Source organism: Nocardioides sp. Soil_C_8 (assembly GCF_057656315.1).
Map to the genome: position 1 here is coordinate 168,181 of NZ_JBDGKQ010000001.1, position 26,562 is coordinate 194,742.

26 protein-coding genes and 1 tRNA gene are annotated in these 26,562 nt (G+C 71.7%); 14 read left to right on the top strand and 13 right to left on the bottom strand.

Annotated elements, in window-relative coordinates:
- Positions 1-150 precede the first annotated feature (150 nt).
- The 5 genes from thrB to argS are packed head-to-tail and all read right to left on the bottom strand — an operon-like array spanning position 151 to position 6,543.
- The gene (gene thrB / locus AC3A3L_RS00840) at positions 151-1,047 is read right to left on the bottom strand and encodes a homoserine kinase (RefSeq protein ID WP_487638138.1); all 897 of its coding nucleotides are present in this window, start codon (positions 1,045-1,047) and stop codon (positions 151-153) included.
- A complete protein-coding gene (gene thrC / locus AC3A3L_RS00845; protein WP_487638139.1) occupies positions 1,047-2,141 on the bottom strand; it encodes a threonine synthase in 1,095 nt (364 codons plus the stop codon). The genes thrB and thrC overlap by 1 nt, the downstream gene beginning before the upstream one ends.
- Positions 2,138-3,454: a homoserine dehydrogenase gene (locus AC3A3L_RS00850; RefSeq protein ID WP_487638140.1), complete on the bottom strand. Its 1,317-nt coding sequence runs from the start codon at positions 3,452-3,454 to the stop codon at positions 2,138-2,140. The genes thrC and AC3A3L_RS00850 overlap by 4 nt, the downstream gene beginning before the upstream one ends.
- A complete protein-coding gene (gene lysA, locus AC3A3L_RS00855; protein WP_487638141.1) occupies positions 3,451-4,857 on the bottom strand; it encodes a diaminopimelate decarboxylase in 1,407 nt (468 codons plus the stop codon). The genes AC3A3L_RS00850 and lysA overlap by 4 nt, the downstream gene beginning before the upstream one ends.
- A 6-nt stretch (positions 4,858-4,863) precedes the next feature.
- On the bottom strand, positions 4,864-6,543 hold the full coding sequence (argS, locus tag AC3A3L_RS00860) for an arginine--tRNA ligase (RefSeq protein ID WP_487638142.1): 1,680 nt from the start codon (positions 6,541-6,543) through the stop codon (positions 4,864-4,866).
- Between the two features lie 94 nt (positions 6,544-6,637).
- Between argS and AC3A3L_RS00865 the strand changes: the two genes are divergently transcribed.
- The 3 genes from AC3A3L_RS00865 to AC3A3L_RS00875 all read left to right on the top strand — a co-directional run bounded on the left by AC3A3L_RS00865 (position 6,638) and on the right by AC3A3L_RS00875 (position 8,882).
- Entirely contained in the window at positions 6,638-7,135 is a 498-nt protein-coding gene (locus AC3A3L_RS00865; protein WP_487638143.1) for a thioesterase family protein, read from the top strand.
- 75 nt (positions 7,136-7,210) lie between these two features.
- A tRNA-Arg gene (locus AC3A3L_RS00870) sits at positions 7,211-7,286 on the top strand.
- 168 nt (positions 7,287-7,454) lie between these two features.
- The gene (locus AC3A3L_RS00875; RefSeq protein WP_487638144.1) at positions 7,455-8,882 is read left to right on the top strand and encodes a choice-of-anchor P family protein; all 1,428 of its coding nucleotides are present in this window, start codon (positions 7,455-7,457) and stop codon (positions 8,880-8,882) included.
- A gap of 14 nt (positions 8,883-8,896) precedes the next feature.
- On the opposite strand, the gene AC3A3L_RS00880 is transcribed toward AC3A3L_RS00875, so the two are convergent.
- On the bottom strand, positions 8,897-9,805 hold the full coding sequence (locus AC3A3L_RS00880) for an LCP family protein (protein WP_487638145.1): 909 nt from the start codon (positions 9,803-9,805) through the stop codon (positions 8,897-8,899).
- Positions 9,805-10,419: a hypothetical protein gene (locus AC3A3L_RS00885; protein WP_487638146.1), complete on the bottom strand. Its 615-nt coding sequence runs from the start codon at positions 10,417-10,419 to the stop codon at positions 9,805-9,807. The genes AC3A3L_RS00880 and AC3A3L_RS00885 overlap by 1 nt, the downstream gene beginning before the upstream one ends.
- Before the next feature lie 192 nt (positions 10,420-10,611).
- On the opposite strand from AC3A3L_RS00885, the gene AC3A3L_RS00890 reads away from it, so the two are divergent.
- Genes AC3A3L_RS00890 through AC3A3L_RS00905 form a run of 4 tightly spaced genes read left to right on the top strand, consistent with a single transcriptional unit; the run spans position 10,612 to position 15,861 of the window.
- Entirely contained in the window at positions 10,612-14,433 is a 3,822-nt protein-coding gene (locus tag AC3A3L_RS00890) for a multifunctional oxoglutarate decarboxylase/oxoglutarate dehydrogenase thiamine pyrophosphate-binding subunit/dihydrolipoyllysine-residue succinyltransferase subunit (protein ID WP_487638147.1), read from the top strand.
- 22 nt (positions 14,434-14,455) lie between these two features.
- The gene (locus AC3A3L_RS00895; protein WP_310245736.1) at positions 14,456-14,632 is read left to right on the top strand and encodes a DUF6104 family protein; all 177 of its coding nucleotides are present in this window, start codon (positions 14,456-14,458) and stop codon (positions 14,630-14,632) included.
- Positions 14,633-14,666: 34 nt separating this feature from the next.
- Complete coding sequence (locus AC3A3L_RS00900; RefSeq protein ID WP_487638148.1) at positions 14,667-15,335, top strand: TetR family transcriptional regulator; 669 nt, start codon at positions 14,667-14,669, stop codon at positions 15,333-15,335.
- Between the two features lies 1 nt (position 15,336).
- Positions 15,337-15,861, top strand: a complete 525-nt coding sequence (locus AC3A3L_RS00905) for a nitroreductase family deazaflavin-dependent oxidoreductase (RefSeq protein ID WP_487638149.1) — start codon at positions 15,337-15,339, stop codon at positions 15,859-15,861.
- Here AC3A3L_RS00905 and AC3A3L_RS00910 read toward each other — a convergent pair.
- Positions 15,858-16,559: an SDR family oxidoreductase gene (locus AC3A3L_RS00910; RefSeq protein WP_487638150.1), complete on the bottom strand. Its 702-nt coding sequence runs from the start codon at positions 16,557-16,559 to the stop codon at positions 15,858-15,860. The two genes, AC3A3L_RS00905 and AC3A3L_RS00910, sit on opposite strands and share 4 nt — an antisense overlap.
- A complete protein-coding gene (locus AC3A3L_RS00915; RefSeq protein ID WP_487638151.1) occupies positions 16,556-17,524 on the bottom strand; it encodes a zinc-binding dehydrogenase in 969 nt (322 codons plus the stop codon). The genes AC3A3L_RS00910 and AC3A3L_RS00915 overlap by 4 nt, the downstream gene beginning before the upstream one ends.
- Positions 17,525-17,594: 70 nt before the next feature.
- Here AC3A3L_RS00915 and AC3A3L_RS00920 point away from each other — a divergent pair, with 70 nt between their 5' ends.
- A complete protein-coding gene (locus AC3A3L_RS00920) occupies positions 17,595-18,836 on the top strand; it encodes a GNAT family N-acetyltransferase (protein WP_487638152.1) in 1,242 nt (413 codons plus the stop codon).
- A gap of 43 nt (positions 18,837-18,879) precedes the next feature.
- Complete coding sequence (locus tag AC3A3L_RS00925; RefSeq protein ID WP_487638153.1) at positions 18,880-20,091, top strand: D-arabinono-1,4-lactone oxidase; 1,212 nt, start codon at positions 18,880-18,882, stop codon at positions 20,089-20,091.
- 21 nt (positions 20,092-20,112) lie between these two features.
- Here AC3A3L_RS00925 and AC3A3L_RS00930 read toward each other — a convergent pair whose 3' ends face one another.
- Both AC3A3L_RS00930 and AC3A3L_RS00935 read right to left on the bottom strand, forming a co-directional pair.
- Positions 20,113-21,285 carry an NAD(P)-dependent malic enzyme gene (locus tag AC3A3L_RS00930; RefSeq protein ID WP_487638154.1) on the bottom strand — a complete coding sequence of 391 codons (1,173 nt, stop codon included), beginning with the start codon at positions 21,283-21,285 and terminating at the stop codon, positions 20,113-20,115.
- 20 nt (positions 21,286-21,305) lie between these two features.
- The gene (locus AC3A3L_RS00935) at positions 21,306-21,686 is read right to left on the bottom strand and encodes a S24/S26 family peptidase (RefSeq protein ID WP_487638155.1); all 381 of its coding nucleotides are present in this window, start codon (positions 21,684-21,686) and stop codon (positions 21,306-21,308) included.
- 50 nt (positions 21,687-21,736) lie between these two features.
- Here AC3A3L_RS00935 and sodN point away from each other — a divergent pair, with 50 nt between their 5' ends.
- The 4 genes from sodN (at position 21,737) to AC3A3L_RS00955 (ending at position 24,236) form a co-directional block, all read left to right on the top strand.
- Positions 21,737-22,138 (top strand): superoxide dismutase, Ni, encoded by a 402-nt coding sequence (gene sodN, locus AC3A3L_RS00940; protein ID WP_179620218.1) that lies wholly within the window; start codon positions 21,737-21,739, stop codon positions 22,136-22,138.
- A 173-nt stretch (positions 22,139-22,311) separates the two neighbouring features.
- Entirely contained in the window at positions 22,312-22,944 is a 633-nt protein-coding gene (locus AC3A3L_RS00945; protein WP_487638156.1) for an N-acetyltransferase family protein, read from the top strand.
- Positions 22,945-22,999: 55 nt separating this feature from the next.
- On the top strand, positions 23,000-23,416 hold the full coding sequence (locus AC3A3L_RS00950; protein WP_487638157.1) for an anti-sigma factor: 417 nt from the start codon (positions 23,000-23,002) through the stop codon (positions 23,414-23,416).
- Between the two features lies 1 nt (position 23,417).
- A complete protein-coding gene (locus AC3A3L_RS00955; protein ID WP_487638158.1) occupies positions 23,418-24,236 on the top strand; it encodes an RNA polymerase sigma factor SigF in 819 nt (272 codons plus the stop codon).
- Here the strand turns inward: AC3A3L_RS00955 and AC3A3L_RS00960 are convergent.
- On the bottom strand, positions 24,233-24,652 hold the full coding sequence (locus AC3A3L_RS00960) for a hypothetical protein (RefSeq protein ID WP_487638159.1): 420 nt from the start codon (positions 24,650-24,652) through the stop codon (positions 24,233-24,235). The genes AC3A3L_RS00955 and AC3A3L_RS00960 overlap by 4 nt on opposite strands.
- A 156-nt stretch (positions 24,653-24,808) precedes the next feature.
- On the opposite strand from AC3A3L_RS00960, the gene AC3A3L_RS00965 reads away from it, so the two are divergent.
- Positions 24,809-25,060: a WhiB family transcriptional regulator gene (locus tag AC3A3L_RS00965; RefSeq protein ID WP_056601527.1), complete on the top strand. Its 252-nt coding sequence runs from the start codon at positions 24,809-24,811 to the stop codon at positions 25,058-25,060.
- Between the two features lie 2 nt (positions 25,061-25,062).
- Here AC3A3L_RS00965 and AC3A3L_RS00970 read toward each other — a convergent pair whose 3' ends face one another.
- A complete protein-coding gene (locus AC3A3L_RS00970; protein WP_487638160.1) occupies positions 25,063-26,541 on the bottom strand; it encodes a sensor histidine kinase in 1,479 nt (492 codons plus the stop codon).
- Positions 26,542-26,562: the final 21 nt, after the last annotated feature.

Sequence of the window (26,562 nt, forward strand, 5' to 3'; positions counted from 1 at the left end):
GAGCCGCCACCCTCAGCCGGGCCTCCGCCAAGGTGGCGGCGTACGACATCAGATGACGCCGCGGGATTGTCGCGGGCCGCCACCCCCAGCCCTGCGCGTGCGTGGGCGACGGCGTACGACCTCACCAGGGGCCGAGCCGACGGGCGGCTGTCAGGTGACCCGCGCGCCGTCCACGTCGATCGAGAGCTGGTGCGGCGTCCAGCCGTTCGGGCAGCGGGCCAGGAGGCCGGCGGCGTCGGCGGGGCCGAAGGCCAGGACGGTCGGGCCGGCGCCGGAGACGACGGCGGGCACGCCCTCGGCGCGGAGGTGTCGTACGAGCGCCAGCGTCTCGGGCATCGCGGGCTCGCGCTGGTCCTGGTGGAGCCAGTCGCGGGTGGCAGCCAGGAGGTGCTCGGGCTGCCCGTTGAGGGCGGCGACCAGCAGCGCGGCGCGGCCGGAGTTGGCCGCCGCGTCGGCGTGGGGCACGGCGTCGGGCAGCAGGCCGCGTGCGACCTTCGTCTCGACCCCCGTGGGCGGCACGAACACGACGGCGGAGACACGGGGGTCGACCCCGGCCCGGACGGCGTACCAGCGTCCGTCCTCGCGACCGGAGATCACGAACCCGCCGTAGAACGCTGGCGCGACGTTGTCGGGGTGGCCCTCGAGGTCGGCGGCGAGGTCGAACAGCGCCTCGTCGGAGGCGAGAAGCTGACCGCCCGCCACGAGCGCCCGCGCCAGGACGACCCCCGCGACGATGGCGGCGGACGACGACCCGAGCCCGCGGGCGTGCGGGATGACGTTGCGGCACGTCAGGCGCAGGCCGGGAGGCTGCTCCCCCATCAGCTCGAAGGCGGCGCGCATCGAGCGGACCACCAGGTGCGTCTCGTCGCGGGGCACACCGTCGGCGCCGGCGCCCTCGACCTCGACGACGAGCCCGTCGGGCAGCACCTCCGCCTCGAGCTCGTCGCGCAGCGACAGCGCGAGGCCGAGGCTGTCGAAGCCCGGGCCGAGGTTGGCCGAGGTCGCCGGGACGGAGACCCGCACCGGACCGTCGACGAACTGGGCCATCAGGAGAGGCCGGCTGCGGCTGCCGCCGCGTCGACGTCGGCGTCGACGACCGTGTCGACGATGTCCCCGCAGGACTCGAGCGCGGTGGCGGTGTCCTTGAGGCCGTGGCCAGTGACGGTGATCGCCACCGTGGCGCCGGAGAAGACCTGCCCGGACTCGAGCGCGGCCAGCAGGCCGGCGACACCGGCGGCGGACGCGGGCTCGACGAAGACGCCGTCGTTGCGGGCGAGCTCGATCTGGGCGGCGAGGATCTGGGCGTCCGAGAGCGCCGCGAAGCCGCCGTCGGACTCCTTGGCCGCCTGCTCGGCGAGGTGCCAGGACGCGGGGTTGCCGACCCGGATGGCGGTCGCCTTGGTCTCCGGGTCGGGGAACGGCTCACCGGTCACGAGCGGTGCCGCGCCCTCGGCCTGGAAGCCGAGCATCCTCGGGCGCCTCGTCGCGCGACCGAGGTCGGCGTACTGCTGGTAGCCGAGCCAGTAGGCGGAGATGTTGCCGGCGTTGCCGACCGGGAGCAGGTGGACGTCGGGGGCGTCGCCGAGGAAGTCGACGATCTCGAACGACGCCGTCTTCTGTCCCTGGAGGCGGACCGGGTTGACCGAGTTGACCAGCTCGACCGCGTAGCCCTTCGACAGGCCGATGGCCATCGACAGGCAGTCGTCGAAGTTGCCCCGGACCATGATGACCTGGGCGCCGTGCACCACCGCCTGGGCGAGCTTGCCGGCGGCGATCTTGCCCTCGGGGATGAGCACGAGCGGCTTGAGGCCTGCCTTCGCGGCGTACGCCGCCATCGACGCCGACGTGTTGCCCGTCGAGGCGCAGACCACAGCCTCGGCGCCGAGGTGCAAGGCATGGGAGATCGCGGCCGTCATGCCGCGGTCCTTGAAGGAGCCGGTCGGGTTGTCGCCCTCGACCTTGAGCCACACCTCTCCCCCGGTGAGGCCGGAGAGCCACTCGGAGTGGACGAGCGGGGTGCCGCCCTCGCGGAGCGTCACGGCGGCCATCCCCTCGGGGAGGTCGAGGAGGTCGCGGTACTCCTCGATCACGCCGCGCCACTGGTGGGTGCCGACCCGGTCGGCCATGCCGCTGGCGGTCATTCGTCCCCTCCCTCGACGCGCATCACCGAGGTGACCTCGCGGACGATGTCCATGTTGCGCAGCTGGTCGACCGTCGCGCTCAGCGCCGAGTCAGGCGCCGCGTGCGAGACGACCACGAGCTGGGCGTCGGCCCCGCGGCCCTCCTGGCGCACGGTCTGGATCGACACGTCGTGGTCGGCGAAGGCGTTGGCCACCGCGGCGAGCACGCCGGCGCGGTCGTCGACGTCGATCGCCACGTGGTAGCGGGTCCGCGTCTCCCCCATCGGGAGCACCGCGCGGTCGGCGTAGGCCGACTCACCGGCTCCTCGCGTCTCGGCGAGGCGGTTGCGGGCGACCGTGACGAGGTCGCCGAGCACGGCGCTGGCCGTGGGCGCGCCGCCGGCTCCGGGACCGTAGAACATGAGCTGCCCGGCAGCCTCCGACTCGACGAAGACCGCGTTGTAGGCCTCGCGGACGCTGGCCAGCGGGTGGGACCGCGGGATCATCGCCGGGTGCACGCGAGCGGCCACCTGCTCCTGGCCGTCGGGGCCGGGGCGGAGCTCGCAGATGGCGAGCAGCTTCACGACCGAGTCCATGTCGCGGGCGCTGGCCACGTCGGCGGCGGTGACCTCCGAGATGCCCTCGCGGTGGACGTCGGCGGCGGTCACCCGCGAGTGGAAGGCGAGGCTGGCGAGGATCGCCGCCTTGGCCGCCGCGTCGAAGCCCTCGACGTCGGCGGTCGGGTCGGCCTCGGCGTAGCCGAGCTCCTGGGCCTCCTCGAGCGCCTCGGAGAAGCCGGCGCCCGAGGTGTCCATCTTGTCGAGGATGAAGTTGGTGGTGCCGTTGACGATGCCCAGCACCCGGGTGACGCGGTCACCGGCGAGCGACTCGCGCAGCGGCCTCAGGATCGGGATGGCACCCGCGACGGCCGCCTCGTAGTAGAGGTCGCGCTCGGCCTTGGCGGCCGCCTCGAACAGGGTCGGGCCGTCCTCGGCGAGCAGCGCCTTGTTGGCGGTGACCACGCTCGCGCCGTTGTCGAGCGCGGAGAGGATCAGCGACCGGGCGGGCTCGATGCCGCCGATGACCTCGACCACGAGGTCGACGTCGTCGCGTGCCACCAGACCGTGGGCGTCGGTCGTCAGCAGGCCCACGGGCACGTCGACGTCGCGCTGCGCGTCGAGGCGTCGTACGGCGACCCCGACGAGCTCGACGGGCGCGCCCACCCGGGCGGCCAGGTCGTCGTGCTGCTCCGACAGCAGCCGCACCACCTGGGAGCCGACCGCACCGCAGCCGAGCACGGCCACCTTCAAGGTGCGCTTGTCACCCTCGCTCATGAAGAAACACCCACATCGGTCGCCAACAGGTCGGCGACAGTCTCTCGTCGCAGGACGGTGAAAGTCTTCCCGTCCCGAACTCCGATCACCGGAGGACGCAGGGCATGGTTGTAGTTGGACGCCATGGATCTGCAGTAGGCGCCCGTCCCGGGCACGGCGACGAGGTCACCGGGGCGCACGTCGGCGGGCAGGAACTCGTCCTTGACCACGATGTCGCCGGCCTCACAGTGCTTGCCCACGACCCGTGACAGCGCGGACTGGCCTCCGGAGGGGCGGGAGGCGATCGTCGCGGAGTAGTCGGCGTCGTAGAGGGCGGTGCGGATGTTGTCGCTCATCCCGCCGTCCACGGAGACGTAGGTGCGCACGAGCCCGCCGTCGAGCGCGACCTCCTTGACCGTGCCGACCTCGTAGACCGTGCACATCGACGGGCCGACGATCGCGCGCCCGGGCTCGATCGACAGGCGCGGCAGCGCGACGTCGAGGGCGCGGCACTCGTGCTCGACGATCTTGGTGATCTCGGTCGCCAGCTGGGCGGGGTCGGAGGGGTCGTCCTGGGTCGTGTAGGCGATGCCGAAGCCACCGCCGAGGTCCATCTCGGGCATCACGACGCCCACCTCCTCGATGACCCGGGCGTGCAGCGCGAGCACGCGCCGGGCGGCCACCTCGAAGCCGGACGTGTCGAAGATCTGGCTGCCGATGTGGGAGTGCAGGCCGAGCAACCGCAGGCCGGGGGCCGCGTGCACGCGGCGGACGGCCTCGAGCGCATCGCCGCTGGCGATCGAGAAGCCGAACTTCTGGTCCTCGTGGGCTGTTGCGATGTACTCGTGCGTGTGGGCCTCGACGCCGGCGGTCACCCGCACCATCACCCCGACCGTCCGGCCGAGCTGGTCGGCGACGCCGGTCAGGCGCTCGATCTCGTGGAAGGAGTCCACGATGACCCGGCCGACTCCGAGCTCGACGGCGCGTTCGAGCTCGCCAAGGGTCTTGTTGTTGCCGTGGAAGCCGACCCGCTCCATGGGGAACCCGGCCCGCTCTGCGACAGCCAGCTCCCCGCCCGAGCAGACGTCGAGCGAGAGCCCCTCCTCCGCGAGCCACCGGGCGACGGTCGTGCAGAGGAACGCCTTGCCCGCGTAGTAGACGTCGTACTCGGCGAAGGCGTCCCGGAAGGCGGCGGCGCGGCCACGGAAGTCGGCCTCGTCGAGGACGTACGCCGGCGAGCCGTGCTCGCGCACCAGCTCGGGCAGCGGAACCCCGCCGACGCTCAGGACGCCGTCGGACTTCGTCGCCGTCCGCGACCAGAGCAGCGGGACCAGTGCGTCGGGGTCGCTCGGCTCACGCAGCCAGTGCGGCCCGCGCAGCGCACCGTCCGCATGGGCCCAACCGGACGGGTGTGCGGTGGGCACGCCCGATCACATCCTCTCGGGAGCGGAGACGCCGAGCAGGTCGAGGCCGTTGGCGAGCACCGTGCGGACCGCCTGCACCAGGACCAGGCGCGCCTCGTTGGCGGGCGTGACGGGCTCGTCGCCCATCGGGAGCATCCGGCACTCCTTGGTGTCGTACCACTTGTTGAACACCGCCGCGGTGTCCTCGAGGTAGCGGGCGACGCGGTGCGGCTCACGGAGCTCAGCAGCACTCGCGACGACCCGCGGGAACTCCGCCAGCGCGCGGAGCAGCCGTCCGTCGAGCTCGTGGGAGAGCAGCGCCGGGTCGAACGCGGAACCGGGCGACACCATGCCGATGGCGGCGGCGTTCTCCATCATCCGGCAGGAGCGCGCGTGCGCGTACTGCACGTAGTAGACCGGGTTCTCGCTGGAGGCCTTGGTGATCTCCGCGACGTCGAGCGTCAGCGGGCTGTCGGCCGGGTAGCGGGCCAGGGAGTAGCGCAGCGCGTCGACGCCGATCTCCTCCATCAGCTCGTTGAGGGTGACGATGGTCCCGGCCCGCTTGGACAGGCGCACCTCCTCACCGTCGCGCATGATCTTGACCAGCTGACCGATCATCACGTCCAGCGTCTGCGCCGGGTCGTCCCCGACGCACGCGGCCATCGCCCGGAGCCGACCGACGTAGCCGTGGTGGTCGGCACCGAGCAGGTAGATGCAGTGGTCGAAGCCGCGTGCGCGCTTGTTGAGGTAGTAGGCGGTGTCCGAGGCGAAGTAGGTGAGCTCGCCGTTGGACCGGATGAGCACCCGGTCCTTGTCGTCGCCGAAGTCCGTGGTGCGCATCCACAGTGCGCCGTCGGCCTCGAAGAGGTGACCGTTGTCCTTGAGACTCCGCAGGGTGTCGGCCACCGAGCCGTGGGACTCGTCGGCGTGGAGGTCGCGCTCGGAGAACCACACGTCGAAGTGTGTGTTGAAGCCGTCGAGCTGGTCCTGCTGCTCCTTCAGCTGCAACGCATAGCCCGCCTCGCGGAAGGCCTCGAGCCGCTCGCCCTCGGGCAGGTCGACGATGTCCGGCTGCCGGCGGACGATCTCCGCCGCCAGGTCGGCGACGTAGGCCCCCTGGTAGCCGTCCTCCGGTACCGGGTTGCCGAGCGCGCGGGCCTCGAGGGAGGCGCCGAAGAGGTTCATCTGGTTGCCGCGGTCGTTGATGTAGAACTCCCGCGCTACCGATGCGCCCGCCGCCTCGAGCACGCGCCCGATGGCGTCACCGAGCACGGCCCACCGCGTGTGACCGAGATGGAGCGGACCGGTCGGGTTGGCGGAGATGAACTCGATGTTGACCGACTGGCCGGCCAGCGTCGCCGAGCGGCCGTACGCCGTTCCTGCCGCGACGACGTCGGCGGCGACCTGGCCCTGCGCGCCGGCCTCGACCGTCACGTTGAGGAAGCCCGGACCGGCGACCTCGACCTCGGCGACGCCGTCGGCGGCCCGGAGGCGCTCGGCCACGAGGTCGGCGAAGGCGCGTGGGTTGGTCCCGGCCTTCTTGGCCAGCTGCAGCGCCACGTTGGTGGCGTAGTCGCCGTGCCCCTTCTGCCGGGGTCGCTCCACCGTGACCTGGGCCGGCACGCCGTCGGGCAGCGTGATCGCGCCGTCGGCCACGAGGGCCCCCAGCACGTCGACGATGGTCTCGGAGAGCTGATCGGGATTCACCGGACAAGCCTATCGGCGGGTCGTGGCGTGGGCCGAACCGGTTTCACGCCGTGGCCCGCGGACCCGCTGCGCGTCCTGCCCTAGGGTTCGGGGCGTGACGACGCACCCCACCTACGACCAGCTGATCGACCTCCTCGCCTACGTCGAGCAGCCCGTGCCGATGCCCTTCGAGGACATCAACGGCCATCTCAACGTCCGCCACTACATCGGCATCGCCAGCGAGGGGCTCGACGAGTCGCTCGTCGAGGTCGGCATCCCGCAGATGTGGCCGCTGACCCACGGTCACGCGTGCTTCACCGCCGAGCACCACGTCACCTACCTCAACGAGCTGCGCACCGGCGACACGATGTCGGCGCGGGTGCGCCTGCTCGGACGCTCGGAGCGGGCCGCCCACGTGCTCGTCTACCTGCTCGACGAGACGCACCGGCAGGTGGCGTGCGTCGTCGAGGAGATCTTCCTGCACATCGACCTCGAGACCCGGCGCACCGCGCCCTGGCCCGAGGACGTCGCGGGCAAGCTGGATGCCCGGATCGCCGAGCACCAGGGCCTGCCCTTCCCGGCCGACACGTCCGGGTCGCTGGCCCTGCGCTGAGGCGGTTTCACCACGGCGCCGGGCGACCGGTAGTCTTCACCGCGCACCAGCCCCGGAGCGATCCGGGCGGCGCAGGCCTCCGTAGCTCAGGGGATAGAGCACTGGTTTCCGGTACCAGGTGCCGCAGGTTCGAATCCTGCCGGAGGCGCCACCAGCACAAGGCCCGGACCCGCGAGGTCCGGGCCTTCGCCGTTCCCTCGGCGATCCGGTCGTGACGGCCGTCACCAATCCGGGCCGGCGTCGTTGAGCGGTCCAGGGAGCTACTGGGCGGTCACAAGGGACGTGCCAGGTGTCGCTCCCGCGGACCCTGGGAGGGGACATGAAGACAACCCAGCGACGGCTCGCCGCCGCCGTCGGTCTCGGCCTGAGCGCGGCACTGGCGCTGTCCACCGCTGCCGTTCCGGCGCAGGCCGGCACCTCGTCGGACGCGCGCGCAGCGAGGGCCGACCAGCTCACCGGCTTCGGCTACCGCGGCGACGTCTACGGCGTGAAGCTGGTGACCGACAGCGTCGAGGCGCTCAACCTCAAGGACGCCCACGCGCAGCAGCTCTGCACCCGCTCGGCCGGCAAGGTCGTCGAGCAGCAGAGCGCCGTGTCGGTGCCGGACAACCCGCTCATCCGCGTCTCGGCCAGCACGAGCCGCACCGAGACGTACGTCGACGGCGAGACGCACGGCGTGCGTGGCACCAACACCATCGGCGACATCAGCATCGGCGGCACCGTCGGCCCCCTGACCACGCCCCGCCTGGTCATCAAGGGCCTGCAGACGACGGCGAACGCGTTCCACACCCCGCGGGGCTACGGCCACGACGAGGGCTTCACGTTCGCCAGCATCACCCTCGAGCTCCTCGACAACACCGTCGTGCAGCAGCTGCCGCCGGAGCTCCAGCAGCTCCTCGCTCCGCTCGACCAGGTCACCGACACCGTCTTCACCGGGACCCAGCAGGTCGCCCAGCAGGTCTTCCAGGTGCTGAGCGACGTCACCAAGCCCATCGTCATCCCCGGTCTCGGCACGATCGCGCTCGGCTACGAGAACGGCCGGGCGAACAGCCACAACGCCCAGTCGCAGGCCTCGGCGCTGCGGATCGAGGTCACCGCCGGCGACCGCCGACAGCTCGTCGAGCTCGGCACCGCCCGGGTCCGGATGGGCGGGCCGGCGCCGGTCGGCGTCTTCCGGTCGGGTGGCACGGCGATGGACTACCAGGCGCTCCAGGGCGCCTTGAAGTTCGGCAACGTCGAGCACAAGGCGCTCCCCTGCCAGGGCACCCGTGGCCGGACGCAGACCTACCAGGTCCCCCACGCCACCCAGCTCGTCCCCGTGCCGGTGATGCTCGAGGGCGTGACCTACCAGGTCAACGGCGACCAGTTCCGCTCGAAGAGCGGCAAGAAGCGCGGCAAGGTCGCCAAGGGCTGGTCACGCACCGCGATCAGGTCGGTCTCCATCCCCACCGCCCAGCTGGTGATCACCGACGTCAGCTCACGCGCGGCCATGCGCCAGAAGGCGGGCAAGCGGGTGGGCTCCAAGGTCTCGACGGGCGTCGGGTCGATCACCGTCGCCGGGCAGCCGGTGCCGGTCCCGGCACCCGGCGAGGTCGTCGAGCTGCCGGGCGGCGCCGGTGAGATCCAGCGCCAGCTGGTCGACACCGGCTACCGCGGGTCGCAGGTGATCGGGCTCCGCATCAAGCTGTACTCCGACGCGGTCGTCATCGACCTGGCCCGCACGGCGGGCCGGATCTACGGCTCCTGACCCCAGGCGACCTGTCAGCAGTGCCGCAGGGCGGCGTCCTGCCGGGCCTCGCGCCCCAGGCGCCGCGCCTGCGACACGTCGGGGAACACCACGCTCGCGGCACCCACGAACCCGACCCGTCCCCGCACCACGCACGTCGTGATCCGGCGCGGGTCGACCTGGGCGACGGCCTGGGCGATCTCGAAGAGCTCGCCGGGCGAGGCGTTGGTGTCGGTGTGGGCCATGACCGTCATCACGCCTCGCTCGATGAACCCGGGCCGGTCGGCCTGCGAGCGGATCCTCGCGTGGATGCCGCGCAGCGTGCGCTGCTGGTTGGCCGAGCGGTCGAAGTCCCCTCCGGCGAGGCCCTTGCGGATCCGGGAGAAGGCCATGGCGTTGTAGCCGTCGAGGTGGATGCGGCCCTGCTTGAAGCCCTCCTTCTTCAGGTAGGGGTCCTGGAAGCGCCTCGGATTCGTCACGATGATGCCGCCGATGTCGTCGACCATGTCCTCGAAGAACGGGAACCGGGTGACCATGACGTAGTCGGGCTCGATGCCGGTCAGGTTGCGCATCGCCCCGGCCATGCCCCGCGGACCGGCGAAGTAGAGCGCGGAGTTGATCTTCTCGCGACCGTGGCCGGGGATCGCCACCCACGAGTCGCGAGGCACGCCGATGGCGGTGGCCGCGCCCGTGCGGGTGTTGATGCCGACCATCTGCAGCGCGTCGCCCCGCGCGCGCGTCATCACCTGCCCTGGCCGGGCGTCGGAACCGACGGCCAGGATCCAGATGACGTCCTTGCCGCCGACGGCCACGCCCTCGGCGTGGCGGATCTTCACCAGGCTGACGTCCGTCGGCTGCACCGCAGACGTGGGTACGACGAGCGCGGTGACGGCCAGCACCGCCATGAGCGCGACCGTGCGCAGGATCTTCGTGGTCCGCACCATCACCGGGCTCCCTTCGCGACGTCGTACCCGAAGACCCGCCACGCGCCGTGCTTGCGGGTGAGGAAGAGCCGTCCGCGCACGGTGGTGGTGCCGGTCTTCTGGCCGGTCGTGTCGAACGCCAGGACGAACTGCGCGGTCACGGCTTGCGCCTGCCGCCGGCTGGCGAGGATGTCGAGGGTGACCTTGCGGTGCCGTGCGGTGACCGAGTCGATGCGCGGGCCTGCGGTCTGGTTGGTCAGCAGCGCCTTGTCGGCCCGCGCACGCTGTTCGGCGGCCGCGGTGAAGCCGGGGAACGCCGCGGGGAAGCTGCTGCGGGGGTAGGTGCCACCCAGGTAGGCCGCCTCCCACCACCGGTCGACGACGGCACCGACCTGCTTGCGCACGGCCTTGCGGCGGGCGACCGGGAGCCGGCCGTGGACCCGGTGGATCCTGACCTTCGTGGGTACGGGGTGCGAGGCCAGGGTGGCCTGCGAGTCGGACCGGCTGAGCCGCTCCGGCGAGGCCGACGGCTCGGCGGTGGACTGGCAGGCGGAGGTGAGCGGGACGAGCAGGACGAGCGCGAGTCCCACGAGGCGGGGGACCCGGTGGGCGCGGCCTGGTGAGGGGCGGGGCATGAGGAGCTCCAGGCAGGTGTGGAACGGACGACGGGGGTGAAAGACGACAAGAACTAGTGAGTGACTACGGGTGTGGTCGACACCATGCCTCACCAGGCGAACCCGGCCCTGCATTTGCGTGCGTGTGCGACTAGCCTTGTCGTCGACTTGGTCCATACCTCGCGCGATCACATTGGAAGAGGCGAAACAAGCGTGGCGCAGTCCCCGAACGGGCAGTCCGGCAACCAGTCCTCGGTTGCACCGTCATCTGACCTGGGAGCCAACGAGTGGCTCGTGGAGGAGATGAAGGAGCAGTACGACAAGGATCCCGGGAGCGTGGGACCGGAGTGGGCGTCCTACTTCGGGAACGGCAGTGCCGCCCCGGCCCCCTCCAGCACGGCCCCCGCCGCGCAGCGCACCCAGGCTCCGGCCGCGGCGCAGACCCAGACCCAGACCAAGGCCCCGACGACGTCCCAGGCTCCGGCCAAGGCCCCCGAGAAGGCCCCGGAGAAGGCACCCGAGAACACCACTGCGAAGGCACCGGCGAAGCCCGCCACCTCGACGCCCCGCCCGAAGGCCGCGGCCGACGAGCCCGCGAAGGGCTCCATCACCCCGGTCGCCAAGGACCCCAAGCCCGCCGCCCCCTCCCCGGCCGGCGACGAGCCGACCTACACGGTGCTGCGCGGCGCTCCGGCCCGCACGGCGGCCAACATGGACGCCTCGCTGTCGGTCCCGACCGCCACGTCGGTCCGCTCGGTCCCGGTGAAGCTGCTGTGGGACAACCGCACGGTCATCAACAACCACCTGGCCCGCGCCCGCGGCGGCAAGGTGTCGTTCACCCACATCATCGGCTACGCCCTCGTGAAGGCGCTGCGCTCGATGCCGGAGATGAACGTCGGCTACGAGGTCCGTGACGGCAAGCCCAACCTCATCACGCCGGCCCACATCAACCTCGGCCTCGCGATCGACATGCAGAAGCCCGACGGCACCCGCCAGCTCCTCGTGCCCAACATCAAGGGCGCCGAGGCGATGGACTTCGCCGCCTTCTGGACGGCCTACGAGGACATGGTGCGCAAGGCCCGCGACGGCAAGCTCGCCGTCGCCGACTTCCAGGGCACCACGATGTCCCTGACCAACCCGGGCGGCATCGGCACGGTCCACTCCGTGCCGCGGCTCATGGCCGGGCAGGGCGCGATCATCGGCGTCGGCGCGATGGAGTACCCGCCGGAGTGGCAGGGCGCCTCCGAGGAGGCGATCAACCGCAACGCCATCAGCAAGGCGATGACGCTGACCTCGACCTACGACCACCGCGTCATCCAGGGCGCGCAGTCCGGCGAGTTCCTCAAGCGCGTGCACGGCCTGCTGCTGGGCGAGAACGACTTCTACGACGAGATCTTCCGCTCGCTGCGCATTCCCTACGAGCCGATCCGCTGGGCCCGCGACGTGGTCGCCAGCCACGACGACGACATCGTCAAGCAGGCCCGGATCCTCGAGCTGATCCACGCCTACCGGGTCCGCGGCCACCTGATGGCCGACACCGACCCGCTGGAGTACCGCCAGCGCAGCCACCCCGACCTCGAGGTGGAGTCGCACGGCCTCACCCTGTGGGACCTCGACCGCGAGTTCGCGACCGGGTCCTTCGGTGGCGAGGGCCGGCGCTTCATGAAGCTGCGCAACATCCTCGGCATCCTGCGCGACTCCTACTGCCGCACCACCGGCATCGAGTACATGCACATCATGGATCCCGAGCAGCGCAAGTGGATCCAGGAGCGCGTGGAGCAGCCGCACGTGAAGCCGCCCCGCGAGGAGCAGCTGCGCATCCTGCTCAAGCTCAACCAGGCCGAGGCGTTCGAGACGTTCCTGCAGACGAAGTTCGTCGGGCAGAAGCGCTTCAGCCTCGAGGGCGGCGAGACGACCATCCCGCTGGTCGACGAGATCTGCGAGGCGGCCGCCGAGACCGGGCTCGACGAGGTCTGCATCGGCATGGCCCACCGCGGCCGGCTCAACATGCTCGCCAACATCGTCGGCAAGAAGTACAGCCAGATCTTCCGTGAGTTCGAGGGCAACATCGACCCGCGCACGGTCCAGGGCTCCGGCGACGTGAAGTACCACCTCGGCGCCGAGGGCGAGTTCGTCGCCGGCTCGGGCGACAAGATCAAGGTGTCCGTCGCGGCGAACCCGTCGCACCTCGAGGCGGTCAACCCCGTCCTCGAGGGCATCGCCCGCGCCAAGCAGGACCTCCTCGACCAGGGCGAGAAGTTCCCGGTCCTCCCGCTGCTCGTCCACGGTGACGCCGCGTTCGCCGGACAGGGCGTCGTGGCCGAGACCCTCAACCTGTCGCAGCTGCGCGGCTACCGCACCGGCGGCACGGTGCACGTGGTGATCAACAACCAGGTCGGGTTCACCACCGCGCCGGGCTCCTCGCGCTCCTCCCTCTACGCCACCGACGTGGCGCGGATGGTCCAGGCGCCGATCTTCCATGTCAACGGCGACGACCCGGAGGCGTGCATCCGCGTCGCCCGGCTCGCCTTCGACTACCGCCAGGCGTTCAACAAGGACGTCGTCATCGACCTCGTCTGCTACCGCCGTCGCGGCCACAACGAGGGCGACGACCCGTCCTACACGCAGCCGCTGATGTACGACCTCATCGAGCAGAAGCGGTCGGTGCGCAAGCTCTACACCGAGTCGCTCATCGGCCGTGGTGACATCACGATCGAGGAGGCCGAGCAGGTCCTCAAGGACTACCAGCAGCAGCTCGAGCGGGTGTTCACCGAGGTACGGGAGGCGAGCTCCGAGGCGCCGACCGAGTGGACGACCGTCCCGGACTACCCGGACAAGCCGGCCGGCGACTTCTCCACGGCCGTCACGCCCGAGGTGCTCAAGCGGATCGCCGACAGCTACGTCACGCCGCCGGAGGACTTCACCGTCCACCCCAAGGTGATGCCGCAGCTGCAGCGTCGTTCCGCCGCGATCACCGACGGCCCGATCGACTGGGGGACGGGCGAGATCCTCGCCTTCGGCTCGCTCCTCATGGACGGCCGCCCGGTCCGCCTCGCCGGTCAGGACTCGCGCCGCGGCACGTTCGTGCAGCGCTTCGCGACGATCATCGACCGCACCAACGCCGACGAGTGGACCCCGCTGACCAACCTCACCGAGGACCAGGCGAAGTTCCACGTCTACGACTCGCTGCTGTCGGAGTACGCCGCCCTCGGCTTCGAGTACGGCTACTCCGTGGCGCGGCCCGAGGCGCTGGTGCTGTGGGAGGCGCAGTTCGGCGACTTCGTCAACGGCGCCCAGACCGTCATCGACGAGTTCATCTCCGCCGGCGAGACCAAGTGGCGCCAGCAGTCGGGCGTGGTCCTGCTGCTCCCCCACGGCTACGAGGGCCAGGGTCCCGACCACTCGTCGGCGCGCATCGAGCGCTTCCTGACGATGTCGGCCGAGGACGCGATGGTCGTCGCGCAGCCCTCGACCCCTGCGTCCTACTTCCACCTCCTGCGCCGGCACTCGCTCGGCGAGGAGCACCGCCCGTTGATCGTCTTCACGCCGAAGTCGATGCTCAAGCGCAAGGAGGCGGCCTCGCAGCCGGCCGACTTCGTCGGCGACACCACCTTCCGCGCGTTCATCGGCGACGACAGCGCCGACCGCGACAAGGTCGAGACGCTGATCATGTGCTCGGGCCGGGTGACGTGGGACCTGATGGTCGAGCGGTCGAAGCGCGACAACGGCGACGAGTTCGCCATCGGTCGCGTGGAGCGGCTCTACCCGAACCCCGTCGAGGAGATCAAGGCCGAGGTGGCGAAGTACCCCAACCTCAAGGCCATCCGGTGGGTGCAGGACGAGCCGCGCAACATGGGCCCGTGGCCGCACTACCAGCTCAACGTCTGGCCGCAGCTCGACATGACGGTCGAGCCGGTCACCCGTCCGTCGTCCGCCTCGCCGTCGGTCGGCACGGTGAAGCGCCACGTCGAGGAGCAGAAGACGCTGCTCGACGCGGCCTTCGAGTCGCCGCGCGCGGCCGGCCACGACTACTGAGCCGGGGCCGAGGGAGCACGCGGTGTACTTCACCGATCGCGGGATCGAGGAGCTGGAGAAGCGCCGGGGTGACGAGGAGGTCACCCTGGCGTGGCTGGCCGAGCAGCTGCAGGCCTTCGTCGACGCCCACCCCGACTTCGAGGTGCCGGTCGAGCGGCTGGCCACCTGGCTGGCGCGGCTCGACGACCCCGAGGACTAGGGCGGCGACTCCACGGCTGCCCTAGGCTCGCGGCATGACCCCCGAGCCCGAGCCGCTCGTCGTCGCGCAGCCGCGTGGCGCGGGCGCGGGCGAGACCCGGGCCGAGCGCAAGGAGCGCACCCGGCGGGCCATCCTCGACGCCGCTCTCGCCCTCGCGGCCGACTCCAACCTCGCGGCGATCTCGCTCCGCCAGGTGGCCAGGCAGGTCGGGGTGGTCCCCACGGCGTTCTACCGCCACTTCGACTCCCTGGAGCTGCTCGGGCTCGCACTGGTGGACGAGAGCTTCCGCTCGCTCCGGTCGATGCTCGTGGACGTGTGGCGCCACGCCCCGGAGTACCGCGACTTCATCGACGGGTCGCTCCCGATCGTCGCCGAGCACGTGCGGGACAACAGGTCCCACTACGCCTTCATCGCCCGGGAGCGCGTCGCCGGGCCGCCGCGGGTGCGTGAGGCGATCGCGCACGAGATCGACCTGATCACCCGCGAGCTCGCCACCGACGTGGCTCGCAGCGGCGCCGCCGAGCACTACTCGAGCGCCGACATCAGGCTGCTGGCCGACCTGATCGTCTCCTTCGTGGTGACGATGGCCGAGCGGCTTGTCGACGACCCGGACTCGGAGGAGCGCACGCTCGCGCAGGCCCACACCCAGCTGCGGATGCTGCTCGTCGGCGCGGTCAACTGGCGCTCGCGCGAGGGCGCCTGACGTGGGCCGCGACCTCGCCGCCGACCTCGGCTACTCCCACGCCACGGGCAACCCGCTGCACCGCGCGGTGCGCTGGGGCGCAGGCACGCGCGCCGGTGGATGGGTCTTCTCCCACGTGCTCCGCCACCTCGACGACGCCGTCGGGCGCCTCACGCGTGGGCAACGCAGCGCGCCGGGCCTGCTCGCCGGACTGGAGGTGCTCGACGTGACGACGACCGGACGCCGCTCGGGTCGGCGGCGGACCAGCCACCTCATCGCGACGCCGTACGACGGCGGGCTCGCGCTGCTCGGGACCAACTTCGGCCAGGCCGCGACACCGGCGTGGGCGCTCAACCTCGAGGCCGATCCGCGGGCGACCCTCACCTACCGCGGCACCTCCCGCGAGGTGGTGGCCCGGCCGGCGACGCCCGCCGAGGCGGACGAGGTCTTCTCGCTGGCGGCGCGCTCCTACCCGGGCTATGCCCGCTACCGGCAACGGGTCGGTGAGCGCCGGCGGATCCGGGTGTTCGTCCTGGAGCCGGCCTAGGCGCCGGGGCGCGGGACGACCGGGCGCACGGTCACGTCGGGGATGGTGGCGTCGGCGGGCAGGTCGACGACGTGGAGGATCGTGTCGGCGACCGTCTCGGGGCTGATCCAGCGCGTGGCGTCGTAGGTGCGGCCCTCCTGCTCGTGGACCTTCTCCTGCATCGGGGTGGCGGTGCGGCTGGGGTAGACGGTGCTGACCCGCACCCCGTGCTCGAGCTCCTCGGCCCGCAGCGCGTCCGCGAAGGCACGCAGGCCGAACTTCGAGGCGGCGTACGCCGACCACCCGGCACTGGCGCTCAGCCCGGCGGACGAGTTCACGAACACGAACGTGCCGCGGGCGGCACGCACGTGGGGCAGCAGCTCGCGCGTCAGCACCGCGGGTGCCGTGAGGTTCACCGCCACCTGCTCCTCCCACTCGGCGAGCCGCAGCCGCTCCACCGGCCCGAGGTCGACAACACCGGCGACGTGCAGCACCGAGTCGACGGGGCCGTCGACCTGTCGGCCGAGCCCGTTGAGGGTGCCGGGGTCGGCGAGGTCGGCCACCAGGAGCTGGGCGTCCGGGAAGGTTCGGGCGAGCTCCGCCGCGCGCGCGTCGCTGCGCGCGAGCAGGACGAGGCGGTCGCCGCGCTGGGCCAGTCGGCGACCCAGCGCCAGCCCGATGCCGGAGCCCGCCCCGGTGAGGAGGTGCGTGCGGGTCATCGGGTGAAGACGATCTTGCCGAAGACGTCGCCCTCAGCCATCGCAGCGAAGCCGTCGCGAGCCTGCTCCATCGGGATGGCCCGGTCGACGAGCGGCCGCGCGCCCGTGGCGTGCAGGAACTTCACGAGCAGGTCGAGCTCGCCGCGGGTGCCCATCGTGGAGCCGATGATCGAGAGCTGCTTGAAGAACACGTGCGTCAGGCCGGCGTCGTCGACGTCCGGGCCCGAGGTGGTGCCGCTGATGACGATGCGGCCGCCGGGCCGCAGCGAGCGGATCGAGTGCGTCCAGGTGGCCTTGCCGACCGTCTCCATCACCGCGTCGACCTTCACCGGCAGGCGCTCGCCGGACTCGAACACCTCGTGGGCGCCGAGCTCACGGGCCCGCGTGCGCTTGGCCTCGTCGCGGCTGGTGGCGAGGATCGTGAGGCCGGCTGCGCGACCCAGGGTGATGAGCGCGGTGGCGACGCCGCCGCCGGCGCCCTGGACGAGCACGGTCTCACCGGGCTTGCAGCCGCCCTGGACGAAGAGCATCCGGTAGGCCGTGAGCCAGGCGGTGGGCAGGCACGCCGCCTCCTCGAAGGAGAGCGAGTCCGGCTTGGGGACGAGGTTGCGTCGCGGTACGACGACCTGGTCGGCGAAGGTGCCCTGGTGGCGCTCGGAGAGCAGCGACCGACCCGGGTCGTCGGCCTCGTCGCCGGTCCACCGGGGGTCGCTGATGACGCCGTGCACGACGACCTCGTTGCCGTCCTCGTCGACGCCTGCGGCGTCGCAGCCGAGGATCATCGGCAGGGCCTCCTGACGCAGGCCCACCCCGCGCAGCGACCACAGGTCGTGGTGGTTGAGGCTGGCGGCCCTCACCGTCACCGTCGCCCACCCGTCCGGGGCCTCGGGAGCCGGTCGCTCCCCCACCACCAGGCCGCTCAGCGGGTCGTCGGAGGAGAAGGACTCGGCGTAGACGGCGAACATTCCTCGACCCTAGCGAGTGGCTCTCCTTATCCGGTTGCAGGTCCGCACGCCGACCGGTTGGGTTGCGACGGTGAGCATCGACGTACGTCCCTCGGAGGACCCCGCGACGTTCCTGGCCACCGACCAGCTCGTCTGGTTCGGCGAGGTCACCGATGCCGACGCCGACCACCTGCGGCTGGGGTTGCCGGAGGACCAGCGCTTCGTCGTCGACCTCCCTGACGGTCCCGACGACCTGCACAGCGGCATCTACGGCGTGCGCCCGATGGAGATGTCGCTGCCCGGCGGAGCCGTCGTAGCCATCGCGGGCCTCACCTGGGTCGGCGTCCACCCCGACGCCCGCCGGCGGGGCGTGCTGTCAGCGATGATGTCCGACCACCTCGCCCGCACCCATGAGGCCGGCACCGCTGTGTCCGCCCTGCACGCGAGCGAGGCCGCGATCTACGGCCGCTTCGGCTACGGCAACGCGGTGCTCACGCACCAGGTCTCGCTCGGCCGCGGGACGACGTTCACCGCCCCGCACCTCGAGGACGAGGTCGCCGGCATCACCACCCACCTCCTCGACATGGCCGCTCCGGGCGTGACCGAGCGGATGCGCGCCTGCCAGCTCGCCGCGGCGCCCGACTTCCCCGGCACCATCGTCGGCCTGCCGGACTTCTTCACGCTGATGGCGCACGAGACGGCCGAGCAGCTGCGCGACAAGGAGCCGCGCCGCATCATCTTCGCCCGGCGCGACGGCCGGGACGTCGGGTTCACCGGCCTGCGCCGGGAGCACAAGTGGGAGAGCGCCCGGCCATCCGGCACCGTCGTGGTCGGCACCTTCTGCGGTGGACCGGCCGCCCGGCTCGCCCTCGCCCGCCGCGTCGTCGACCTCGACCTGATGGGCACGACCAAGCTCGAGAACGTCGGAGTCGACGACCCGCTGCTCGGCTGGGTCGGCGGGCCCCGCGGGGCCGGCGACCTGAAGACCTGGGACAGCACGTGGGTCCGCCTCGTCGACGTCGAGGCGGCCTGGCCGCTGCGCGCCTACGAGTCCGACTGCGACGTGGTGGTCGAGGTGCAGGACCGCTACGCGCCCTGGAACGCCGGGCGCTGGCGGCTCACCGCCGCGTCCGGCACCGGCGCCGCCTCGCGCGCCGACTCCCCCGCCGACGTCACCCTCGACGTGGCCGCGCTGGCCGCCGGCTTCCTCGGCCACGGGATCGGCGGCCTGCTGCGCGCAGGACTGGTGCAGGAGCACCGTTTGGGGGCGTACGCCGAGCTGGCGCGCGCCATGCGCACCACGGTCGCACCGGAGCCGTCGATCGGTTTCTGACCGACCGTTGACGGCCGGTCCGCCGCTGGTCAGGCTGACCGGCATGACCTGGACCAACTGGGTGGGCAACCAGTCCTTCTCCCCCGTCACCTCGGCCTCCCCGCGCGACGAGGAGGAGGTCGCCGCGCTCGTGAAGGTGGCAGCCGACCACCGGCGCGGCGTCCGGGTCGCCGGCGCCGGGCACTCGTTCACACCGGTCGTCCAGACCGACGGCCTGCTGCTCGACCTCTCGGAGATGCGAGGCGTCGTCGGGACCGACGCGGCCGCCAAGCGCGCCACCGCGCTTCCCGGGACGCTGATCCGCGACTTCTACGAGCCGCTGTGGCGCGACGGGCTGGCGCTGCGCAACCAGGGCGACATCGACACCCAGCAGATCGCGGGCGCGGTGGCGACCGGGACGCACGGCTCCGGCACCCGCTACACCAGCCTGTCAGGCGTCGTGCGTGGCGTGCGCCTCGTGACGGCGAGCGGTGACGTGCGCGAGATCGGCGAGGACGAGCCCGACCTGCTGCACGCCGCGCAGGTCTCGGTCGGGATGCTCGGCGTCGTGACGCAGCTCGAGCTCGAGGTCACCGACGCCTACCGGTTGCGCGAGCACGTGAGCCTCCGGCCCTGGGAAGACGTGATGGAGCACTGGGACCAGCTGGTCGAGGAGCACCGCCACTTCGGGATGTTCTGGCTGCCGACCGAGGAGTCGGGCGCGCTCTACAACCTCGATGGCCACGGTGAGCGCCTGGCCGACCAGTGCTACGTCAAGGTCTACGACGAGGTCGGCCCGGAGGTACCGGACGACGACACCGTGGGCCGCCGCGTCGACCGGTGCTACCGCATCTTCCCGATGGTCTACGACCCCAACTTCCACGAGCTGGAGTACTTCGTCGCCCTCGACCGCGCCCCCGAGGCCCTCCACGCGATGCGCGAGCTGATGCAGCGCAGCCTCCCCGACTCCGTCTACCCGCTCGAGGTGCGCACCGTCGGACCGGACGAGGCCTTCCTCTCCCCCCAGTACCGGACCCCGACGGTCGTCATCTCCGTCTCCGGCACGCCGGGCACCGACTACTGGGCCTACCTCCGCTCGGTCGACGCGCTCCTCGCCGGGTACGACGCCCGCGTCCACTGGGGCAAGCTCCACTTCATGACCCCCGAGCGGCTCCACGAGCTCTACCCGCGGGCCCACGACTTCATCGCGATCCGCCGCGAGCTGGACCCGCAGGGCATGTTCCTGAACGACCACCTGCGGCCGCTGTTCGAGTAGCACGGTCGACGTCCGGTCCGATCAGCGCCGGGCGACCCCGTCGCGCCGGGCGGCGTCGGCCACCGCCTCGCGCACGGCGCCCGGCACGCGCGGGTCGAACGGCGACGGGATGACCAGGTCCTCGCGCAGGTCGTCCCCCACCAGCGACGCCAGGGCGGTGGCCGCGGCCACCTTCATGCCCTCGGTGATCGCGGTGGCGTGGACGTCGAAGGCGCCGCGGAAGATGCCGGGGAACGCGAGGACGTTGTTGATCTGGTTGGGGAAGTCGGAGCGGCCGGTGGCGACGACGCGGGCGTACTTGTGCGCCAGGTCGGGGTGCACCTCGGGCGTCGGGTTGGCCAGTCCGAAGATGATGGCGTCGTCGGCCATCGAGGCCACGATGTCCTCCGGCACCTGCCCGCCGGACACGCCGATGTAGACGTCGGCGCCGGCCATCACGTCGGCCAGCGTGCCGCGCCGGTCGAAGTGGTCGGCGGTGTCGCGGGCGAGGGCGGCCTTGACCTGGGTGAGGTCGGAGCGCGACGAGCTGAGCACGCCCTGCCGGTCGAGGACCGCGATGTCCCTGATGCCGGCCTCGAGCAGGATCCGCGCCACCGCGACACCCGCGGCGCCGGCGCCCTGCACCACGACGCGGGCGGTGGCCGGGTCGCGACCCGTGAGGCGGAGCGCGTTGGTCAGGGCGGCGAGCGCTACGACGGCCGTGCCGTGCTGGTCGTCGTGGAAGACCGGGATGTCGAGGCGCTCCTTGAGCCGCGCCTCGATCTCGAAGCAGCGCGGGGCCGAGATGTCCTCGAGGTTGATCCCGCCGAAGCTGGGCGCGAGGCGCACGACGGTCTCGATGATCTCCTCGACGTCGGTGGTGTCGAGGCAGATCGGCACCGCGTCCACGCCGCCGAACTGCTTGAAGAGCACCGCCTTGCCCTCCATCACCGGCATCGCGGCGGCCGGCCCGATGTCACCGAGACCGAGGACCGCGGTGCCGTCGGTGACGACGGCGACCGTGTTGGGCACCCACGTGTAGTGCTGGGTGAGCGACGGGTCGGCGGCGATGGCCTCGCACACGCGCGCCACACCCGGGGTGTAGGCGAGGGACAGCTCGTCGGGGCCGGTCAGCGCGGCCGTCGACACGATCTCCATCTTGCCGCCGACGTGCAGGTCGAACACGGGGTCGCCGGCGTGCGGGTGCGAAGCCATGCCGGCGATACTCGCACAGCTCAACGGCCCCGGAACCGGCGTCCCATGCGTGGCGAAGGCCACACCCGCAGGCGCACGACCGCCAGCACGTCGACCTCCGCGACCGGTCCGCGGTGCCGCGAGTCGACCCCTTCGTCGGGGTTGTCGCTCAGCAGCCACCAGCCGGCTGCGCCCGAGCGCGTACGACGCTCCTCGACCGCGCGCTTGACCGCCACCGTGCCGTCGGGGAAGCGGGCGACGACGAGGTCGCCCGACCGCGGTGCGACGTCGTGACGGACGAGCAGCAGGTCGCCCTCGCGCAGCGTCGGGAGCATCGACCGACCCCGGACGCGTGCGGTCCCGAACGGCGGGCCGGGGCGGCCACCCCGAGGGGCGGGACCCCGCTGCCGACGCCACTTCACGCGGAGTAGTGTCGCAGCAGACGCACATCTTCCCGATCGAGAGGAACCCGATGCTTCGCCACCTGCTCGCCCCCACCGTCGAGGTCTCCGCCCACTGCGACCTCCCCTGCGGGGTCTACGACCCCGCCCAGGCCCGCATCGAGGCCGAGTCGATCAAGGCGATCATCGCCAAGGTCGCCGACAACGACGACCCCGACTTCCGCACCCGCGCCATCCTGATCAAGGAGCAGCGCTCCGAACTGGTCAAGCACCACCTGTGGGTGCTCTGGACCGACTACTTCAAGCCCCCGCACTTCGAGAAGTACCCCCAGCTGCACACCCTGGTCAACGAGGCCACCAAGCTGGCCGGCGCCTCCGGCACCAAGGGTGAGCTCGACGCCGGCAAGGCCGACGAGCTGCTCGCCAAGATCGACGAGATCGCCGAGATCTTCTGGGAGACGAAGAAGGCCTGAACGAAGTGAAGGCCTTCGAGTCATGAAGCGCGACCGAGCCCGCGAGGTCGCGACCGCTGAAGAAGGCCTGAGCGAACGAAACGAACGCCGCACCGACCATCCGGTCGGTGCGGCGTTCGTGCGTCCGCATCACCTGCGCTGGCTAGGCTCCGGACCAGCGGACGGGAGGGTCGATGATCGAGCAGGTCACGCTGCGGGACGGCACGGACGCGTACGTCGTGCCGTTGCTGCGCACCGACCGGGCGGCGCTCGCCGCGGAGTACGAGACCCTCTCCCCCGAGTCCCAGCGCCGACGGTTCCTCACACCGGTCAGGCACCTGAGCGACGCCATGCTCGAGCACCTCGTCGACGACGTGGACGGCGTCGACCACATCGCGCTCGTGCTGTGCGTGGAGACGAGGCCCGGCGTCTACGACCCCGTCGCCCTGGCCCGGCTGGTGCGCTACGCCGACGTCGCCGATGCGGCCGACCTCGCCGTCACGGTCAAGGACGAGTGGCAGGGCCGGGGTGTGGCCACCGTGCTGCTCGAGGTGCTGGTGCGGAGGCGCCCGCCGGGCGTCGACCGCGTCGTCACGGAGGTCCTCCAGGACAACCCCGCGTCGCTCGCGATGCTGCGTCGCCTCGGCGCGGTGTCGCTCGAGGACGACGGCAACGGGGTGTACGGCGTCGTCGTCGAGCTCGAGCCGCTGACCCCCGTCGGGGCGCCGGCGCAGAGGAGCGAGGGCAGGTCGGCGCCGTTGCTGCACGACCCACGGCACCGCCACGAGCTGCGCACGCGCGACCAGGTGTGTCCGTGGTTCACCTGATCGGGACGGCTAGTGTGTGCGGAGCATCGGCCTCGAGGACGGGACATTGACGCAGATGGCAGACAACACGGGGGCGTCTCGCGCCGACGTCGAGCTCCGGCTTCCTGCCGAGGGGGCCTACGCGACGATCGTCCGCACCACGGCTGCCGGGCTCGCCGCCCGGCTCGACTTCACGATCGACGACATCGAGGACCTCCGCATCGCGATCGGGGAGGCGAGCGCACTCGTGATCCCCGAGGCCGACCCGGGCGTCGACCTGGTGGCGAGCTTCTGGTTCGGCCGGGGGTCGATGACCGTCGAGCTGCAGGCCGAGGCCGTCGACGACCCCCCGCTCGACACCGAGAGCTTCGCCTGGCAGGTGCTCGACACGATGGCGCAGGACGCGTCGGCAGGATCCGAGGGTGGACGGTTCCGCGTCCGCTTCACGGTCACGTCGGCCGTCGCTGCGGGAATGACAGGTGCCGAGCTCTGACATGAGCACAGCCACGGGGGACACGGGGGACGACACGGCGGTCGAGGCTGCGCTCGCGGGTCTCGACCACGTACGAGCGCGCAGCGCCGAGCTGTTCAGCGTGCTGCGCGACGACGAGGCGAGCAGCACCGAGCGCGCCGTCGCGCGCGACGACCTGGTGCACCTCCACCTGTCGCTGGTGGAGCACTGCGCCCGCCGGTTCCGCAACCGCGGCGAGCCGTTCGAGGACCTCGTGCAGGTCGGCACGATCGGTCTGATCAAGGCCGTCGACCGGTTCGAGACCGACCGCGGGGTCGAGTTCTCCACCTACGCGACGCCCACGGTCATCGGCGAGATCAAGCGCCACTTCCGCGACAAGGGCTGGGCGATCCGGGTGCCGCGCCGACTGCAGGAGCTCCGGATGCAGATCGGGAGCGCCACCGGCGAGCTCACCCAAAGGCTCGGCCGCTCCCCCACCCCGCGGGAGCTCGCCGAGGTCATCGGCTGCACCGTCGAGGAGATCATGGAGGGCATCGAGTCCTCCCACGCCTACGCGACCCTGTCGCTCGACGCGTCCGACGACGACGACGAGGGTCCCCCGGCGATGCTCGCCACGCTCGGCGTGGAGGACGCCAACATCGAGCACGTCGAGGTCCGCGAGTCCATCAAGCCGCTGCTCGAGGGCCTCGGGGAGCGGGAGAAGCGGATCCTCCTGCTGCGTTTCTTCAAGAACATGACGCAGTCGCAGATCGCCGAGGAGATCGGCGTCTCGCAGATGCACGTCTCGCGGCTGCTGACCCGCACCCTCACCCAGCTGCGTACGTCGCTCGAGGCCGACTAGCTCCCGAGTCGGGCGTCCTCCTCCAGCACGTGGGTGGTCGCCGGGTGGAGCAGCCCCGCGATGACCACGACGCCGGCGACCGCGAGTCCGATCGCGACCAGCGTCGTCGGGGCGTCGCGGAAGTTCCATGCCAGGCCGAGCTGGATGAGCTGGGCCATCACCACCGGCCCGCGAGCCCAGCGCCGGGCCCTCCACAGCGACCAGGCGCACCACGCCAGTCCGGCCGCGGCGGCGAGGAAGAACAACGTGGTGGTGACGCCCATGGTGAGCCGGATCGAGCGGAGGTTGGCCAGCTCGAGGACGGCGAGCACGACGAGCACCAGGGCCTCGAGCGCCACGAGCGCGGCGGCCACCTGCAACGGGGGTGGGACGACGGGGTCCGGGGACGGGGTATCAGCCGGGGGCGTAACGGGCACCGCACAACAGTAGTTGTGACGGACACGACCAGCACGGGGGGTTGTGTGAACGTTCAAAGATTGCAAGTCTGGTCGCTGCGCTTTGTGGCGCCCGGGCCGAGCTGAACGTCCGCAAACAGCAACCCGACGTGATGTGAAAGAGGGATTCCCCCACCCATGGATTGGCGCAGCCGCTCTGCATGCCTCGACGAGGACCCTGAGCTGTTCTTCCCCATCGGCAACACCGGTCCCGCGATCCTCCAGATCGAGGAGGCCAAGCAGGTCTGCCGTCGCTGCGAGGTGCGCGAGCAGTGCCTCGCCTGGGCCCTCGAGGCCGGGCAGGACCACGGCGTGTGGGGTGGCCTCAGCGAGGACGAGCGCCGCGCGCTCAAGCGCCGCAACGCCCGCGCCCGCATCCGCACCGCCTGACGTCAGTCGACCGGCAGGTCCGCCTGCACCCGCGTGCCCCGGCTGCCGGGGCCGACCTCGAGCAGCCCGCCCAGCTCGGACTCCACGAGCGTGCGCACGATCGACAGGCCCAGCTGGGTCGAGGAGTCCAGGTCGAAGTCGTCGGGCAGGCCGCGCCCGTCGTCCTCCACCACGACGTGGAGCCGTCCCACGATGCGCCGAGCAGTGACCACCACCCGCCCCGACCGCCCGTCCGCACGGGCCTCCTGGTCCGCGTAGCCGTGCTCGACGGCGTTCTGCAGGAGCTCGGTCAGCACCATCGCGAGCGGGGTCGCGGCCTCCGACGGCAGCTTGCCGAAGGAGCCCTCCCGCACGACGCGGACCTGCACGTCGACGCCGGTGACGTCCACGACCATCGCGCCCAGCCGGTCGGCGATCTCGTCGAAGTCGACGGTCTCCTCGACGGCGTGGCTGAGCGTCTCGTGCACGATCGCGATGGAGCCCACCCGGCGCACGGCCTCCTCGAGCGCGGCCTTGGCGTCCTCGGCCCCCGTACGACGCGCCTGCAGGCGCAGCAGCGCGGCGACGGTCTGCAGGTTGTTCTTCACCCGGTGGTGGATCTCGCGGATGGTGACGTCCTTGGTGACGAGCTCGCGGTCGCGGCTGCGCAGCTCGGTGACGTCGCGCACCAGCAGCAGCGCCCCGTTGCGCTCCCCCTGCGGACGCAGCGGGATGCTGCGCACGATGAGGGTGACCTCGTCGGTGCCGACCTCGGTCGCGCGCCCGTCGCGGCCGCCGAGCACCGCGCTGAGCGTCTCCTCGTCGGGACGCCTGCGGGCCGGCACCAGCTCGCGGGTGAGGTCGGTGAGGACCAGGCCGGCGAGGTCGCCCTGCAGGCCGAGGCGGCGATAGGCCGAGAGCCCGTTGGGACTGGCGTACACCACCCTCCCCGCCGGGTCCAGCCGCACGAAGCCGTCGCCCACGCGGGGTGAGTCGGCGTGGTCGCCGCGCTGCTCGCTGAGCGGGAAGTACCCGCCGGCGATCATCTGGGTCAGGTCCGCGGCGGTCTGGAGATAGCTGAGCTCGAGCCGACTGGGGGTGCGTACGCCGAGCAGGTTGGTGTTGCGGGCGATGGTCGCGATGACGCGGCCGGACCGGCGCACCGGGATCACCTCCACGCGCACCGGCACGTCGTCGCGCCACTCGGGGTCACCCTCACGGACGAGGCGCCCCGTCGTGAAGGCCTCGTCGAGCATCCGACGCCGCCCGGCGGGAATGAAGGTGCCCAGGACGTCGTCCACCAGCGCCGTCGGACCGGTCGTGGGGCGCATCTGGCCGCCCGCCCAGTAGCCCTTCCCCTCGCGGTCCGGCAGCCACAGCACCAGGTCGGCGAAGGACAGGTCGGCGAGGATCTGCCAGTCCGCCATGAGGAGCTGGAGCCACGCGACGTCGTCCTCGACGAGGTCGGTGTGGGCTCGCACGAGCTCGTGGAGGGACGGCACGCGATCAGCCTAGGGGCATCC

Bases quoted from the DNA above. Each gene is read 5' to 3' on its own strand.
- sodN (WP_179620218.1), top strand. From the start codon at position 21,737: ATGCTTCGCCACCTGCTCGCCCCCACCGTCGAGGTCTCCGCCCACTGC.
- AC3A3L_RS00875 (WP_487638144.1), top strand. From the start codon at position 7,455: ATGAAGACAACCCAGCGACGGCTCGCCGCCGCCGTCGGTCTCGGCCTG.
- AC3A3L_RS00955 (WP_487638158.1), top strand. From the start codon at position 23,418: ATGAGCACAGCCACGGGGGACACGGGGGACGACACGGCGGTCGAGGCT.
- AC3A3L_RS00900 (WP_487638148.1), top strand. From the start codon at position 14,667: ATGACCCCCGAGCCCGAGCCGCTCGTCGTCGCGCAGCCGCGTGGCGCG.
- thrC (WP_487638139.1), bottom strand. From the start codon at position 2,141: ATGACCGCCAGCGGCATGGCCGACCGGGTCGGCACCCACCAGTGGCGC.
- AC3A3L_RS00885 (WP_487638146.1), bottom strand. From the start codon at position 10,419: ATGCCCCGCCCCTCACCAGGCCGCGCCCACCGGGTCCCCCGCCTCGTG.
- AC3A3L_RS00930 (WP_487638154.1), bottom strand. From the start codon at position 21,285: ATGGCTTCGCACCCGCACGCCGGCGACCCCGTGTTCGACCTGCACGTC.
- AC3A3L_RS00945 (WP_487638156.1), top strand. From the start codon at position 22,312: ATGATCGAGCAGGTCACGCTGCGGGACGGCACGGACGCGTACGTCGTG.
- AC3A3L_RS00910 (WP_487638150.1), bottom strand. From the start codon at position 16,559: ATGACCCGCACGCACCTCCTCACCGGGGCGGGCTCCGGCATCGGGCTG.
- thrB (WP_487638138.1), bottom strand. From the start codon at position 1,047: ATGGCCCAGTTCGTCGACGGTCCGGTGCGGGTCTCCGTCCCGGCGACC.
- AC3A3L_RS00925 (WP_487638153.1), top strand. From the start codon at position 18,880: ATGACCTGGACCAACTGGGTGGGCAACCAGTCCTTCTCCCCCGTCACC.
- AC3A3L_RS00915 (WP_487638151.1), bottom strand. From the start codon at position 17,524: ATGTTCGCCGTCTACGCCGAGTCCTTCTCCTCCGACGACCCGCTGAGC.
- AC3A3L_RS00950 (WP_487638157.1), top strand. From the start codon at position 23,000: ATGGCAGACAACACGGGGGCGTCTCGCGCCGACGTCGAGCTCCGGCTT.
- AC3A3L_RS00850 (WP_487638140.1), bottom strand. From the start codon at position 3,454: ATGAGCGAGGGTGACAAGCGCACCTTGAAGGTGGCCGTGCTCGGCTGC.
- AC3A3L_RS00880 (WP_487638145.1), bottom strand. From the start codon at position 9,805: ATGGTGCGGACCACGAAGATCCTGCGCACGGTCGCGCTCATGGCGGTG.
- AC3A3L_RS00965 (WP_056601527.1), top strand. From the start codon at position 24,809: ATGGATTGGCGCAGCCGCTCTGCATGCCTCGACGAGGACCCTGAGCTG.